This window comes from Glutamicibacter sp. BW77 (genome assembly GCF_002332285.1).
GTDB lineage: Bacteria > Actinomycetota > Actinomycetes > Actinomycetales > Micrococcaceae > Glutamicibacter > Glutamicibacter bergerei.
The window spans coordinates 1-15,632 of the sequence record NZ_NRGT01000042.1 but is presented as its reverse complement, the minus strand read 5'-3'; the positions used below and the strand labels follow the sequence as shown (position 1 = coordinate 15,632).

Genomic DNA, 15,632 nt, shown 5'->3' with positions numbered 1-15,632 from the left:
CGCAGCGGCTCTCTTGCGGTACACCAGCGCCAACTATCAGGGCTACTCAGGATGATCCTGAGTAACCCTGATAGTTGTTGAGTTTCTACCTACCGTTGCCGGCGTGCCCGCGAAGTCTTCATGGCAGCGGCCACTCCAAGGCCTGCCATCACCAATCCGACAGGAATCAGCCACAAGCTGTTGACGCCGGTGTCGGCTAGACGCTCGCTCTCCGGTTTCGCTGGCTCATCCGTGGGAGTCGAGCTCGGCTCTGGCTGCGAGCTTCCAGCTGGCGGCGACTCGCTTTCGCTGTCCACAACTTCCGGACTCTGCGTAGCTTCAAGGGAAGAAGACGGCACCGGCGACGGTGTCGGCTGCTCGCTACCTTCTGGAGTCTCGCTTTGCTGCGGAGACTCGCTCTGCCGTGGGGACTCCGATGGGGACTCCGATTCGGTTGGCTGCTCGGATGTTCCGAACACCTCGTTTACGGAACCCAAATTAGCAAATACTGTCTCACCGCTCGCGTCATCCACGGCATCATTGTCGGTAACAACAAAAACATCACCAGCACCGGAAATTGTTAGCCCCTCAAGCTTCTCTTGAGTGCGGCCGTGCGTTGCTTCGAGCACTGGCAGGACGTCTTTTGCCAAGGACTTGTCCAGAATGGTCACCTCGTCGGAAGCTACTTCGGGGAGCTCGAACTGATAGATGGCCTTCAATTGCGCATCTTCGCCGATGCGTTTGTCACGCTCGATTACAGCGAATTTCCCGTCAGGTAATCCAGTGATTTCTGAGAGTCCATTCCACGAATCATCTTCACCCGCAGGTTCAAGCTGATATCCGTACCAGACGAACTCTGCGCTAGCTGGGGTGTACCGGCCGATCCGAACGAAGTCCTCGCCCGGAACTTCTCGTTGCAGAGCAAAGATGACTTCTTCTTGTTCACCGCTGCCCCGAACACTCACTCCTTCGAGTCCTTGGCCTTCTAGCTGAGCAACCGCATCTTCTGGCAGTGACACTTCGTCGATGACCGCACCTGCTTCATCGATCCGAATCAGCGCGTTTTCTGTGCCTTCCTTACCCTCGTGGGCAGCCCAGAATCCACCGTCGGCGCGGGCTGCAATACCTTCCAGATCGAGGCTGGCGGGAGCTCCATCCTGGGTGACGGGTATGGAGCTTTCGATCAACGCGGGAGACTTCTGGGTATCGATTGAGTAAATACGAGGTTCATACGCGCTGTCGCTGACCGCGAAAAGCTTGTGCGGCTGTGCTGGGTTGGCACTCAGGCCGCTCAATGCGCCGAAAGGCACCAGATTTTCAATGTCGGATTCGATGGTTGGGAACTGAGCGCCGGTGGCCCCGAATTTGAATAGTGTCATCGCAGAACGCACACCCTTGTCGGCTTCATCGGTTTCCGAGGCTATCGCCAGCAGATCACGACCGGGAATCGGGAGGATTCCTTCTGGCCCATTGGTAGTTGGCAGGCTCTGGAGATACTTGGGGCTGGTGGGATCGCTCAGTTCGTAGACGGCCACAAAGTTGCCGCGCTCGGAGGCAACAAATAGGTAGTCGACGCCGTTGAAGGTCTCGACGGCTAGGCCTTCTGGCTCGGTCCCCTTCTTGCCTGCACGCTTCTCCGGGAACAGACCTTGAGAAAGTGCAAGGTGCTCGAAGCTGTTTCCCGCATCCCAGGCAACTTTTCCGGTGTGGGAATCAAAAATTGTGAAACCGCGACTTCCACCTTTCCAATCCCCTTCGTTGGCGGTGGCTAGGTAGCGGTCCTGGATCCAGCCGATGGCGTCTGGTTCGCGCGGCACGTCCTGCAGTGACCCGGTAGGATCTAGTTTTCCGTCATCTTCAATGTCAATATCTTTGAGATCAACGCTGCCGGCGCTAAAAGCCTTGGTTATTTTGCCGCTGGGCAGGTCGATCAAGACCACGCCGTTGTTTTCTTGGAGGGTTACCGCCAATTGGTTGTTGGCATTAATGGTGACGTACTCGGGTTCCGGATCTTGTGGGGTGTCAATTCCGGCTTCGGTAAGGATCGGCAATGCGTCGGGCTTTTCTGGGGTTCCTGAGGTGAGTGCTACTTCGCGAATGTTCCACCCGTCGGGTTCGGCACCGACCAAGTCAAGAATCTGGACGGATCCAGCTGGAGCCTGGGGCAGGCCGCCGTCCCCAGCATCCTCATCACGTTCGTTTTCAATGGCTATCGCGGCGTAGGCGCCGTCTTTAGAAATTGCGATCGAGTCCGGCTGCCCTACAAGCTCGATGCTGCGGACCAGACTACGATCGGCGATGCGCACAACGTCAACCCGCCCCGAAGGGTTCGCATAGCTTTCCGAGGTATTTACCACGACAAAAACGAAGTCACCGTACGCGGCAACACTGGTGGGTTCGTCTTCCGGGCTACCGAGCTGGTGTAGTGCAAGTGTTCCCAGCCCTTGGGGGTTGGACGGATCAGAAATATCCAGAAATCCAACCTGACGCGACAGCGCGTCCGAGTAGATCAGCGTTTTCCCGTCCTCGGAGACGGTGGAAATTTCCGAGGCAGTTTCAGCCGCTACGCCCTCCGGATGGTTCTGGTAAACCGGATAGGTGGAGATGCGCTCAAAGTAGTTTCCTGACTCCGCGGTTGCAGTGTCCGCCAAAGTTAATGGTGCAATACCGGCAGCACCGACCACAATCGCGGCGGCGAGGACGCCCACTGATTTTCTTGCAGCTCGATTCACGTGAGTTGTTCCCCCATAAAGCTTAGTGTTTGCTTGCAATGCCCTCCTAAGATTGGCAAACCATAGCTACCAGCTGATGAATTCGAAGTTAACCGAGACGAACATGTGCAAAGCGAATCGGGGTACCGATGTCCTCCACCTATGTCCTACCGCCAGGGCGCATACCGATGATTTCCACGTTCCATACGATCTCCCATCGACCCGACGATGCCGAAGTTTTCCTTGCCGAAGTAGCCTTCGATTTTCTGGCGCTGTTTAAGCTTCTGACCCGAATCAAGTTCGATCACCATTTCCATGAACATCGCCTTCATCCGCCATCCACGACGGCGGTCGGTAATCTGCCCTCTGGCTGCTGCCTCGATGATCTGCCCGAGGAGGTCAATGTGTTGTTCATCGAGTTCAAATTCCCATTCGGCTTGCGCGATGTCTGCGATGATCCGCGGCTTGTCCGTCGCAAATTCCAGAATCCAGTGAACAGATGCGGCTTCTTCATTGGTGGGGACCAACGAGGCGTTACCTAGCTGATCAAAGCGTACGGAGGCCACAGTTTCATAGGTTTTTGTTAACCGCTCGAGAAGTTTGGCAAATTGTTCTCGAAGTTCGGACTCCTGGTAACTGGCGGTTCGAGCGGAACGCTGCTGCTCAATTTCGTCGGGAACTTCGAACTCCATTTGCGGGTCCCATTCATGAACCGGTGGAAGCGAAGCAGGATCTAGAACGTCTAAGCAGACGATGATCGAATCGTGGTCAAAGTCCGTTCCCGCGGGGATATGGATAACTTCCGTGATCCGGGCAGGCTCCTCGGAGGCAATCATTTGACGCGGATCGCCGATGGCCGCGACGTAGTGTCTATCTACAAGCTCAATGGACACAATTCGGGCTGTCACCGAGCTAACCGGGACACCCGAATCGCTGAGCTGGTCATGATCATCTAGTTCGAAGCTCACCTCGCCCCGCGGCGAACGCAGCTGCGCCATCACCCATTCAACGGTGTCTCCAGTACTAAACGCCGGACCGCAACAGGCGTGAGCCCAGCCATCGATATTTGCCTTGATCTGCATGTACTCAATCTAGTGCCTGAAGGGCAAGCGGGATATAGCCAAAACTTCCAGCCTCCGCTTAGCCTGTCCGCTGTGCTCAAATGAGTCTCAAAGCCAATCACGGTTAGGATGGCTTGGTGGCACATATCGACGTTACCGAAATCCAATACTTCCTCTCCGATGGCACACAGTTGCTGGGCGGAGTCACTTTCAAGGTCAGTGCGGGTTCCAAAACCGCGTTGATCGGTCCTAATGGCACGGGCAAAACTACCTTGATCAAGATCATTTCCGGTGATCTGAAGGCCGATGAAGGTGCCATCAACCGATCGGGTTCGATGGGCATCATGCGTCAGTTCGTCGGGCAAGTCCGCGATGAATCTACGGTCAAGGATTTACTACTTTCAACGGCCGCCCCAGAGCTAGCCGCTGCTGCTGCCAAGGTCTCCGCCTGTGAAGCCAAGATGCTGGTGAGCGATGATGAAAAAGTCCATATGCGCTACGCCGAAGCGATCATTGCCTGGGGTGATGCCGGTGGTTACGAACTCGAAACCACGTGGGACAAAGTCTGCATGGCAGCGCTTGGCATACCTTTCGACAAGGCAGAAGAACGCTTGGCACGCACCTTGTCCGGCGGCGAACAAAAACGCCTCGTCTTAGAAGCCCTTTTTGAAGGCAACGACGATTTGCTACTCCTCGACGAGCCTGACAACTACCTCGATGTACCGGGCAAACGCTGGCTTGAGGCAATGATGGCTCGCTCCCCCAAAACTGTGCTCTTTATTAGCCACGATCGTGAACTGTTGAACAACGCTGCAACCCGAATCGTTACCTTAGAACCAGGTCATGGAGGTGCCACGGCGTGGATCCATGGCGGCTCTTTCGGTTCCTACGTCGAGGCACGCAAGGAACGCAATGAGCGCTTCGAAGAACTGCGCAAGCGCTGGGATGAGGAGCATTCCAAACTCAAGGAATTGGTCATCATGTATAAGACCAAAGCCGCGTTCCGGTCCGACATGGCCAACCGCTACCATGCGGCGCAAACACGGCTAGACAGGTTCTTAGAGGCTGGTCCACCCCAAGCTATCCCCCTGGAACAAAATGTGCAGATGCGCTTGAAGGGTGGACGCACCGCCAAGCGCGCCATAGTCGCCGAGAAACTTGGACTCACCGGCTTGATGAAGCCCTTTAGCAATGAAATCTGGTTCGGCGACCGTGTCGGTGTGCTGGGGTCCAACGGTTCAGGAAAATCTCACTTCCTGCGCCTATTAGCTGCAGGCGGTACCGATCCGGAACGCGAACACCTTCCCGTTTCGGACGTCGAGCTCGCCGAGGTACCCCATGAAGGTACGGTCAAGCTCGGTGCCCGTATCCGTCCGGGCTACTTTGCCCAGACGCATACCCGCCCAGATCTATTTGGCCGCACCTTGCTGGAGATCTTGCATCGCGGTGACGAACATCGTTCAGGTATGGCCCGTGAGGCTGCCTCTGGGGCGTTGGATGGATATGGATTAGCTGGCCAAGCCGAGCAGAAATTCGAGTCACTCTCCGGTGGACAGCAGGCACGCTTCCAGATTCTGCTATTGCAACTCTCCGGAGCCACCCTGCTCTTGCTCGATGAACCGACCGATAACTTGGACCTGCACTCTGGCGAGGCGCTGGAGCGTGCCATCGATTCATTTGAGGGCACCGTACTTGCGGTGACACACGATCGTTGGTTTGCGAGATCTTTCGACCGCTTCCTCGTCTTCGGCTCAGACGGCAAGGTCTACGAATCCGATACTCCAGTGTGGGACGAAAAACGTGTAGAACGAGATCGGTAGTTCACCACTAGTTTGTCCCGAAAAACAGTCGCCCGCGATTACCTTCTAGGTATTCGTGGGCGACTGTTTATTCGGATCGATCATTCAACAAGTTTGCCGGCGCTTGAAACTTCTTCAATGAGCTCAGCTATTTCGTCAGGGACATCCACGATGGGTTCCCGAGTTATTCCCGACTTCGCTGACCACACGAGATTGACCTGTAGTTGTGGATCCATGTCCGGGAAGTCGCTTCGGTTATGGCATCCGCGAGTCTCGCGCCGTTCCAAGGCTGCTTCCAAAGTGGCCCGAGCCGAAAGCGCCGCGGACTTCAAATCGAATGCGTGCGCAAGATCTTGGAAACCTGCGATATCGGGATGTATACCTATGTTGTCCATGCGTGCTTCCACGTCGTCAAGTTTTTTCAAACCGCTGAGCAGGCCTTGTTCGTCACGCACTACCCCAGCGTGCTCAGTCATCAGATCGCGGATGGCACGCTGTAAAGCGCGGACATTTTCGGCTCCGTCACTGGTAAGCAGCTCATCAATATCGGCACGTGCAGTGTTGATCGCTTCGGCACTGCGAGGCTGGGAATCCAACGACCGCGAGTATTTTGCGGCCGCCTGGCCCACGATGCGGCCAAAGACCAGAAGTTCAATCAAGGAATTACCGCCTAGCCGGTTGGCTCCGTGCAACCCACTGGAGGCCTCGCCAATGGCGTACAGTCCATCCACCTCGCTTGAATGATCATAGGGGTCCACCCAGACCCCGCCCATCGAGTAGTGGGCGGTGGGTGCGATTTCGATAGGTTCGCGGGTAATATCGAGCATCTGTTCTTCAAGCATCGTCTGATAGACCCGTGGCAAGCGATCCATGATGACTGCCCGTGGCAGATGTGAAACGTCGAGCCAAACACCACCCTTGGGGGTCCCCCTGCCTTCGCGGATCTCTGTGTAGGCTGCCAGCGCCACCCGGTCACGAGTGGAAAGTTCCATGCGCTGTGGATCGTAGTTTTCCATGAATCGTTCCCCCAGCGCGTTACGCAAGATGCCGCCTTCGCCACGGGCCGCTTCGGAGATCAAAGTTCCGGCGACCGATTCTGGTTCGATGATGCCCGAGGGATGAAATTGAACCAATTCCGGGTCCCGCAGTCGAGCACCGGCTTCGACGGCCAAACGGAATGAATCGCCGGTGTTTTCGTCTCGGCGCGATGAACTGCGCCGCCAAATCCGGTTGTGCCCTCCGGCGGCCAGGATCACCGAGTCTGCATGAATGAGGTATCGGGTTCCGTTGTTGATGTCGAAACCGTAGGCGCCAAAAATTTGATTGTCTTTGACCAGCAATCTGGTGATGTACACGGTGTCCAGGATGGGGATTTGAAGTTGTTCAGCACGTCGGATCAGTGTGCGCTGAATTTCTAGGCCGGTGTAATCCCCGGCAAATGCGGTCCGGCGGAATTTATGGGCTCCGAAGAAACGCTGTGAAATCCTGCCGTCTTCTTCCCTTGCGAAATTCATGCCGTAGCGCTCTAGATCTTCGATTCCGCGTTGCGCTCCCTGTGCTACCGTTTGCACCGTGCGTGGATCGGCAAGGAAGTAACTTTCCTTGATGGTGTCCGCCGCGTGCTGCTGCCAGCTGTCGGCTTCGTCCATGGTGCCCAGAGCCGCGTTGATGCCGCCGGCCGCCAGGGAGGTGTGGGCATCATGCCGCGGACGCTTGCCAACTGCCAGCACGTCCACGCCGAGCTCGGCTAGTTCTATGGCCGCACGCAATCCGGATCCACCGGTGCCGATGACAAGAACGCTGGTTGAGATTTGCTGTTCTTTGCTGGTATATGAGTTCATGTCTTCAAGCTTCTGCCCACAAGTGTCATGTGTCCAATGAATTATTATCATGATTTCAATAGCCGTATGCTATGGACTATGAATCTAGAGCAATTGCGGGGCTTCACAACCATCGCCAGGGTGGGGCACTTCACGCGAGCGGCGGAAGACCTGCATCTGACGCAACCTTCATTGAGCCGTCAGATTGCAACCCTCGAACAGGATTTGGGGTCAGAACTCTTTCACCGGGCACGGGGAAATATCACCCTGACGGCGGCCGGCGAAGCATTATTGCCCCTGGCCCGGCGGATGCTGGCCGATGAAGAAAACGTCCGTTTGGAAATGGCCGAGTTAGCCGGTTTACGCAAGGGTCGCGTCAGGCTGGGCGCCCCTCCGACCTTGTGCGTCTCATTGGTCGCCGAAGTCCTTGGCGTATTTCATCGCCAGTACCCTGGCATTGAACTTCATTTGAGCGAAGCAGGGTCAAAAAACCTGCTGGATGAGCTAGACGGTGGACAACTTGATCTTGCACTGATCGTCACTTCGGAACACGCAGTCGCGCAGAAAAACTTGGAAAGCCTGCCGTTACTCGCCGAAGAACTCGTTGTCATCGACTCCAGTAGCAACCCACGGCTTCTAGGGAAAGAATCCATTGATCTAAAAACCCTGTCACGACTACCCCAGATCGTTTTTTCGCAAAGTTACGACCTACGAGCAAGCACCATGGAGGCCTACAGTTCTCGGAATCTCGCGCCGAACGCGGTGCTAGAGGGCGGCGAAATGGACGCGGTACTACGCTTTGTTGAGGTCGGGTTAGGGGTCGCAATTGTGCCAGCCACGGTACTTGTGGACCGTCCCGGGCTGACAGCTATTGCGCTTCAAAATCCACGATTGACGCGAACCATTGGACTAGCCCATCGCAAGGACGTCAGCTTAACTCGCGCGGCAGCGGCCATGCAGGAGATCATTCTTCACACCGCTACTATGCTCGCCTCACGGCAGCCAAGAATCACCAGTTTGCAGCTCGGTGACTAACTCAGTCCATAACTCGTATTCCAAGATGAGCGGCAAACTCGCGAGATAGGGACATGAGTTGCTGTTCACTGATCAACGCACCGCGTAACCCTTCGATGCCTTGGACTTGCTCAATTTCAAGGCCAGTCAAATCAACCGAACTGAGGCCAGCGCGTTCAACATTTAATGCTCCGGTACGACAATTCTCAAATTTGACGCGCTGCGCCTTAACTAGTTGAAGATCTATTTCATCAAAGCTGCAATCACGAAAAACAACATCGCGAAGTTGTGCCGTGCGAAGGTTTACCCAGCCAAATTTGCAGTGTTCAAAGACCACCGAGTCATGCGAAGAGTCTGAGAAATCTGCGGATCCAAAACGACTATGGGACACTCGCACATCGTTGAGCGTGGAGCCCGCTCCCTCAAGAATCGGTGCACTGAGCTGTTTAAATTCGCATTGAATGTACCGTGCATTACGCATGGACAGCTCGCCGATGTTCATCTCTGAGAGCAAGCAATCTTCGAGCCGCCCATCGGTTAAATCTAGTAGGGACTGATCAAAGCCGGTGAAATGTAATACCTCAACATATCCACCACCCAACAGGTCTTCAATAGTTCCTACCTCAAGATCAGGTAGTTGGAAGTTTCTGATACGCGGGGCAGCCCCGGTTGTCTTTCCACGGGCCATGCCTAGGTTCCTCTCACAAGCGCACCGTGATATTCAATCACGATGCACGTCCTTTAGTCTGCAATGTCTACCAGCGCCGGATATAGATCCGGCCAGCTAAATTTATAGCCCGACTGTAGAAGAACCTCGGGCAGTACCCACCGAGACTTCAACAGCATTTCCGGTTCAACCCGGAGCACGAACATCGCAGGTTCAAGCATCCAACGATACGCCGGTAAGCCGAACCTTCTGCCAGCGACTCGTCGCAAACCCGCCATAAGTTCGGTATTGGTCACTGGGTGAGGCGAGCTGAGATTTACCGGGCCGGAAATTCCTGGATTCTCCTGAATATGCCAAATTGCCCCGATCACATCATCAAGGTGGATCCAGCTAAATCGTTGCTGGCCTTGCGTGCGATAAAAACCGCTCCGCCTCGGCCCGGTGGGGTCTGGTCCAATGCCACGGTAGCGCGTATGCGATGGCCACCAACCGTCGATTTGCGGACCGCCCACTGCCCACTTGGCTAGCGACACGAGTTTTTGCGTAGCCGGTCCATCACCGAGCACAATCGCCATGCGAAGAGCGACTCGCCGAGTGCTCGGAAGCTCACCGCGCAAAAACTCCCGCTCCCAGTTTCTGGCGACGTCCACGGAGAATCCGACACCGAGTTGCCCGGTGCTTTCAGTATTGGGATGGTCCATCGCGTGACGATAAATGGTCGCAGTGGAGGCGTTTAGCCATAATTTTGGTGGTGTCGTGGCATTGGAAACCGCATCGTGCAATATCCGAGTTGTCTGCACTCGTGAATTCAGAATTTCGTTACGTGCCTTGGAGCTGTACCGGCAACCCACGTTCTTCCCAGCCAAGTTAATCAAGAGTTCCGCGCCATTGACCGCGCAGTCAATGGCGTCCTGGTCATCCCAACAAATTGGCCCGCTGCGGCCAATAATCGCTATCTCGTAGCCTTGGCCCGAGAGCTCACTGCGCAGACGTTCTCCGATGAACCCGGAAGCCCCGGCGATTACTGCACGACGTACCGACATCCTGTGGTCTCCATCCCGCGGCACGGTGGGAACCGCAACTTGGTGTCAAGCTATCACCGGTGCTGCCCGAGAGCACAATTGCTAGAAGTCTTCGATCACCAATTTTTTCATTTGCAGCAACTTTTCGAAGGCGCCGGGACGAGACATCAGCTCGCCCATGTTATTCGGAACGACTTGCCAGCTCACCCCATATTTGTCTTGCAACCAACCACATTGCTCCGCTTCGGGCACGGCCGAAAGAGCCTCCCAGAGCCGGTCGATCTCCGACTGGTCTTCGCATTGAACCTCAAGGGATATGCCTGGGGTGAAGGTGAATGGTTGAGCTACGGCAGAGTCCATGGCGGCAAAATTCTGCCCCGCCATTTTGAAGTCGCTAAACATCACGGCGCCCTCGGTAGTGACTTCCGTTGCTTCAGGATAAGGGAAACGGCTGCCCACTTGAGCGTCGGCAAAAACCTGGACGTAAAAATCAACCGCCGGTACCGCTTGGTTCTGGGCGGCTCCCCCAAACATCAGCGCCGGGGTAACGAAGGTTTCACTCTGTCCGGCTTCGGTCCGCATGAGCTGCCAACTAATTCCGTATCGATCTTGCACCCACCCATACAACCCACTAAATGGGTAAGTATCCAGCGCCATCAATACAGTGCCCCCGTCAACAAGCTTCTCCCATGTTTGGGATAGTGCTTTGTCTGCAGCTTCGGCGTCATCGGAATAGTTAGCCGGATCAAAGCTGAGCATAAATGAAATAGACGGGTTGGGAGTGAAGTGATTGCCCGCGTTGACCAGCGCAAGTTGCGTTCCGGCGATGTTCAGCGTCACGGTGAGTGGTTGTCCGGCTAACGGCTCCTGGAATTCGAGCAGCCCCTCAGTGGGGTACCGGGACTCCACAAAAGAGGAGGTATCAGGGAAAATTCCGCTGTAAAACTGACCGCCTTCTTCGGCGTTGCCGGCAAACCAGAGGTTGGGGATGAACTTTTGCATGCTCGGTCACTCCTGGTGGTAAGAAAACCGGTCACAGTGCCCGCACATTCAGCTTTTGGATGACCAGAAGCCACACTCCGGTTGCCCCGTTCACGCTACTCCGGCAGAACGTTGAGGTAAATAGGGCAGCGGTGAATGTGCGCTAACCGCGGATTTGCTTAGGACACGGTTTCGTCAACTGCAGATTCTTTGGTATGCCCGGTGAATTCGTTCATCGAGCCATAGATTCTGAAAACCTTGTCCGCCATCAGATCCCAGGCCGCGCGGGGCAGTACGCCGCGCATGGCCTGTCCGAGCTTGCTGGTCCAGGGCAACAACACCAATGGCGTTCCGCGCAGCATGGCCACCCACGCCTTCGAGGTCACATAGTCCGGATCCATGATTGGGGTCAGCAGCATGTTTTTCGCCCCGGCGAACATCCCGGTGGACACGTAGGTTGGGCAAAAGGTGGTGACCTTAATGTCCCTGTCGGTTTCTCGTTCCAGTTCCAGACGTAATGAGTCGCTCCAACTCATGACCGCGGCTTTGGACGCGGCATAAACACTCATATTTGGGTTTGAGACCAGGGCGGCAGCCGAAGCAATCGTGAGGATTCTTGCAGGTCGTCCATGAACCCCCATCTGCGAAAGTAGCGCATGAGTCAAAAACATCGGTGCCAGAGAATTTACCGCCATGGTGTCCGCGATTTGCGCCGTGCGGTGCTCTCTAAACGTTGCGCCGGCAACAACTCCGGCGTTGTTCACCAGCACATCTACGTTCCCACCGGCCAGCACCTGGTCAGCGGCGGCGGTGATAGCCGATTGATTACGTAGATCCACGACCTGAGTTTCAACCTTGCAGGCCGGATTTAATTCTTTGAGCTCTTCGGCGCGGGAGAGGAGCTGCTGACTGGAGATATCCCAGAGAATCACTCGCCTCGCACCTTCAAGGCAAGCGCTACGGGCAAATATTGCACCCATTCCTTGGGCTGCTCCGGTAACCAACACTGTCAGATCCGCCACCGATTCCAAGCGTGTACTCTCACTCATCAATATTCCCCTCATGGTTATGTAGCTAATGGCCAAGTGGAACTTACCCTATAACGTGAGGCGCGTTACATTGCGCTCCGCGCGGTCGCGTCGATCCCCCAATCTGCGACTCACACCAACATTTGAAGGATCTTCACACATAGTTCTTCGCGCTACCCTTGAAGAGCGGAGCAGGATGCCCCACTATTTCTGCGCCGCCTCACCACCGCTTCCGATGTTTACCTCCAGCAGAGGACCTACGCAGTGCATATCGACCGTCTTGACGCTGATCTAATTGAACTCCTCACCGAGTCCCCCATGCTCCCCGTCATGGAATGCGCCCGGCGCCTTGGCGTAGCGCGTGGCACAATAACCAGCCGCTTGGCACGCCTACACGACGGCGGCGTGATCAAGGCAATCATCCCGCAGGTACAGCCAGCCGGATTTGATTATCAGCTGGTCGCTTTTTGTTCGGTGGAGATCATTCAAAAGTTCGGCCATGAACCGGTGGCCTCGGCATTAGCCGAGTCGATCCCGGAGATTGTCGACATGTATACGGTTACCGGCAATTCCGACCTTCAGTTACGTGTTGTCGCCAGGAACGCCGGCGACCTGCAAGCAATCTTCGACCGCATCAATCAGGTACCAGGGGTGGCTCGCACTTCCTCCTCACTGGCGCTACGAGAGCATTTTCAGGGCCGCACCCTGCCATTGGTTAAAGCCTATGCAAAAAATTCGCCACTGGATGAAAAGACTATGCAGATCGATCAGTAAAGAAGACCATCGAAGTCCAAACGGTATACAGCGTGCACAGCCTTTTGCTGATCGATTGCATCACGTGATCGCTCTCACCTACAGTCGCTTCTTGTGATTCGCTTCACCTAGGTTTGTGTCCTGGGTATCAAAATTTCGGCAGACCGCACACCACCGCAATGCCCACGGCGATTCATGACTTTTAGAGAGGAATCCATGAACATCAATCAACGCCCCTCCCTTGCCGCAGTACCGGCTTACCGCCAGGGAAAATCTGCCGCACCGGGTGCTTCGAAGCTCTCATCCAATGAATCACCGCACGCACCGTTGCCTTCGGTAGTTCAAAGCATCGCTAAGGGTTTAGAAAATATTCATCGATACCCGAATATGGCCGCACCCGAACTGATCGGGGCGTTGGCAAAAGAATATGGGCTGGATCCGGAGCAGATTTCTTTGGGCGCCGGTTCGGTGGAAGTAGCTTCCCAGCTCATTCATGCAGTGGCAGGCGAAGGCGACGAGGTCATGTTCGCGTGGCGCTCATTCGAAGCGTACCCATCCTTGGTTCGTATCGCCGGTGCAGTGCCCGTAGAGATCCCTTTGGATGCAGAGTTCAAACACGATCTGCCTGCAATGCTCGCGGCAATTACCGAGCGCACCCGCCTGATCTTCATCTGCAATCCCAACAACCCCACCGGAACCGTCGTTGCCGCAGACGCGTTGGAAAAGTTCGTGGCGGCAGTTCCCGAAAACATCCTCGTAGTCATCGACGAAGCGTACGTGCACTTTGACCGGTCGGACATCCGTGTCGACGGACTAAAGCTCTTGCGCAAATACCCGCACGTTGCGGTATTGCATACCTTCTCCAAAGCTTATGGCCTGGCAGGATTGCGTATTGGCTACGCGGTCAGCCCGACACAGGTCGCGCAGAACCTGCGCAAGGTGGCCGTGCCCTTCGGCGTCACCGACCTCGCTCAGCGTGCGGCACTCGCCTCGCTCGCTGCCACAGCAGAACTCAACGTTCGTATCGACGAAGTAGTCGCCCAACGTGAGCGCATGCTCGAAGGACTATTGGCCGCCGGTTATCCGGCAGTACCCTCGCAAGCCAACTTTGTGTGGGTAGCCGCCGGCGATCACACCGCGGAGCTGGAATCGGTATTAAACGAAGGAAACGTGGTGGTGCGAGCCTTCCCAGGCGAGGGCCTGCGCATATCTTCCGGTAGTGCCCAAGACGTTGACCGCGTCTTGGCCGCAGTGAACAACAAGGTACAGGTAAAAAGCCTATGAGTACGCAAACCAATTCCCGGCAAAGCGAGGACTCTCCGAAGCTTCATGCGGGACTGACGCAGCGCCAGATCTCCATGATGGGTCTTGGCGGTGCTATCGGTGCCGGCCTCTTCGTAGGTTCGGGCCAAGCAATCTCCATTGCCGGCCCAGCGGTGCTGCTCTCCTACCTGATCGCCGGCACAGTGGTCATCGTGATCATGTCGATGCTCGCCGAGATGGTCGCCGCAGATCCGTCCTCGGGTGCGTTCAGCACCTTCGCGCACAAGGCGATGGGTAGCAGCGCCGGAAGTACCGTTGGTTGGCTGTATTGGATCCAACTGGTCGTCGTCATTGCCGCCGAAGCCACAGGTGCTGCAGCGATCGTCGCCGCGTGGTTCCCCAGCTTCCCGCAATGGGCCTGGGTATTGGGCTTTGTGGTGCTCTTTACCGGCGCAAACTTGTTGGGCGTCGGCAACTACGGAAAATTCGAATTCTGGTTTGCCTTCATCAAGGTCGCCGCAATCATCGTCTTCTTGGCAGTGGGCGCGCTGGTCTTGGTCGGAATTATCCCTACCGATGCACCCGTAGGCCTGGCGAACCTCGCGGCCCACGGCGGATTTGCTCCGGCCGGCCTGACCGGTATCGCAGCCGCATTGCTGATCGTGATCTTCTCCTTCGGCGGTACCGAAGTGGTTTCCATTGCCGCCGCCGAATCAGATGACCCGCAGGGCAACATCAAACGCACCATCAAGTCCGTGATGATGCGAATCATGTTCTTCTACCTAGGCTCGGTCATCGTGATCGTCGCGGTATTGCCATGGAATAACCCGGCCATCATCGACGGCCCGTTCTCCGCAGTATTGGGAGTGCTCAACGTGCCTGGTGTGGAACTGGTGATGAGTGCCGTGGTGGTCATCGCTTTGCTCTCCGCGATGAACGCAAACATTTATGGTGCCTCACGCATGCTGTATTCGCTCGGTACGCGCAAGATGGCTCCGCGTTCGGTCACCCACGTCACCGGGAAGGGTGTTCCGGCTAAGGCCGTGCTCAGCTCGGTCGCCTTCTCCTTCATCGCCGTTGGCTTGAACTGGATCTGGCCCGATGCGGTCATGCCGATTCTGCTCAATGTCGTCGGTTCAACGATCATCGTGATCTGGTGCTTTATTGCCCTCACGCAGTACATCCTGCGCCGACGGGCCGAACGCGAAGGTACCGACCTTCCGCTGAAACTCTGGGGCTTCCCATACCTGTCCTTGCTCACCATTGCCATGATGTTGGTCATTGTGGGTATCGCGATGACCGACGCGGTGGCACGCACTCAGCTGCTGCTCACCCTTGGCCTGACCGCTGCACTGTGGCTGGGCTCGAAGGCTTTGAAGCTGGGTGCTGACTCGCATCAGCGGTAAAACCCCGCTCAATTTTTAACCGGGAAGCCGGCGGAACCTTAGGGTTCCGCCGGCTTCCCGGGTTTTGCATGCGTTGATCAGGCCGAACGGCGTTTGACCATTTCGTTGATCCAAATCGGCGCAAAGGG

At 55.9% G+C, this 15,632-nt stretch carries 12 protein-coding genes; 5 read left to right on the top strand and 7 right to left on the bottom strand.

All coding sequences use genetic code 11. The features are described from left to right. Positions 1-89: 89 nt before the first annotated feature. Positions 90-2,687 carry an esterase-like activity of phytase family protein gene (locus tag CIK74_RS05055; RefSeq protein WP_096254688.1) on the bottom strand — a complete coding sequence of 866 codons (2,598 nt, stop codon included), beginning with the start codon at positions 2,685-2,687 and terminating at the stop codon, positions 90-92. Between the two features lie 170 nt (positions 2,688-2,857). Further along, on the bottom strand, positions 2,858-3,772 hold the full coding sequence (locus tag CIK74_RS05050) for a DUF6578 domain-containing protein (RefSeq protein WP_096254687.1): 915 nt from the start codon (positions 3,770-3,772) through the stop codon (positions 2,858-2,860). A 116-nt stretch (positions 3,773-3,888) separates the two neighbouring features. On the opposite strand from CIK74_RS05050, the gene CIK74_RS05045 reads away from it, so the two are divergent. After that, on the top strand, positions 3,889-5,571 hold the full coding sequence (locus tag CIK74_RS05045; RefSeq protein ID WP_096254686.1) for an ATP-binding cassette domain-containing protein: 1,683 nt from the start codon (positions 3,889-3,891) through the stop codon (positions 5,569-5,571). Between the two features lie 80 nt (positions 5,572-5,651). Here the strand turns inward: CIK74_RS05045 and CIK74_RS05040 are convergent, their stop codons facing one another. Further along, entirely contained in the window at positions 5,652-7,391 is a 1,740-nt protein-coding gene (locus CIK74_RS05040; protein ID WP_096254685.1) for an FAD-binding protein, read from the bottom strand. Between the two features lie 78 nt (positions 7,392-7,469). On the opposite strand from CIK74_RS05040, the gene CIK74_RS05035 reads away from it, so the two are divergent. Next, positions 7,470-8,405, top strand: coding sequence for a LysR family transcriptional regulator (locus CIK74_RS05035; protein ID WP_096254704.1), 936 nt, complete (start codon positions 7,470-7,472; stop codon positions 8,403-8,405). Between the two features lies 1 nt (position 8,406). On the opposite strand, the gene CIK74_RS05030 is transcribed toward CIK74_RS05035, so the two are convergent. The 4 genes from CIK74_RS05030 to CIK74_RS05015 form a co-directional block, all read right to left on the bottom strand. Further along, positions 8,407-9,072, bottom strand: coding sequence for a pentapeptide repeat-containing protein (locus tag CIK74_RS05030; protein ID WP_096254684.1), 666 nt, complete (start codon positions 9,070-9,072; stop codon positions 8,407-8,409). A gap of 53 nt (positions 9,073-9,125) precedes the next feature. Continuing rightward, complete coding sequence (locus CIK74_RS05025; protein WP_096254683.1) at positions 9,126-10,094, bottom strand: DUF1731 domain-containing protein; 969 nt, start codon at positions 10,092-10,094, stop codon at positions 9,126-9,128. Positions 10,095-10,175: 81 nt separating this feature from the next. Continuing rightward, entirely contained in the window at positions 10,176-11,075 is a 900-nt protein-coding gene (locus CIK74_RS05020; protein ID WP_096254682.1) for a VOC family protein, read from the bottom strand. Positions 11,076-11,233: 158 nt separating this feature from the next. Further along, a complete protein-coding gene (locus CIK74_RS05015; protein ID WP_205738251.1) occupies positions 11,234-12,103 on the bottom strand; it encodes an SDR family NAD(P)-dependent oxidoreductase in 870 nt (289 codons plus the stop codon). A gap of 243 nt (positions 12,104-12,346) precedes the next feature. On the opposite strand from CIK74_RS05015, the gene CIK74_RS05010 reads away from it, so the two are divergent. The 3 genes from CIK74_RS05010 to CIK74_RS05000 all read left to right on the top strand — a co-directional run bounded on the left by CIK74_RS05010 (position 12,347) and on the right by CIK74_RS05000 (position 15,504). Continuing rightward, positions 12,347-12,856 (top strand): Lrp/AsnC family transcriptional regulator, encoded by a 510-nt coding sequence (locus CIK74_RS05010; RefSeq protein ID WP_170947745.1) that lies wholly within the window; start codon positions 12,347-12,349, stop codon positions 12,854-12,856. Positions 12,857-13,051: 195 nt separating this feature from the next. Further along, complete coding sequence (gene hisC / locus CIK74_RS05005) at positions 13,052-14,119, top strand: histidinol-phosphate transaminase (protein WP_096254680.1); 1,068 nt, start codon at positions 13,052-13,054, stop codon at positions 14,117-14,119. After that, on the top strand, positions 14,116-15,504 hold the full coding sequence (locus CIK74_RS05000) for an amino acid permease (RefSeq protein ID WP_096254679.1): 1,389 nt from the start codon (positions 14,116-14,118) through the stop codon (positions 15,502-15,504). Before hisC ends, CIK74_RS05000 begins: the two co-directional genes overlap by 4 nt. The last annotated feature ends 128 nt before the right edge of the window (positions 15,505-15,632 follow it).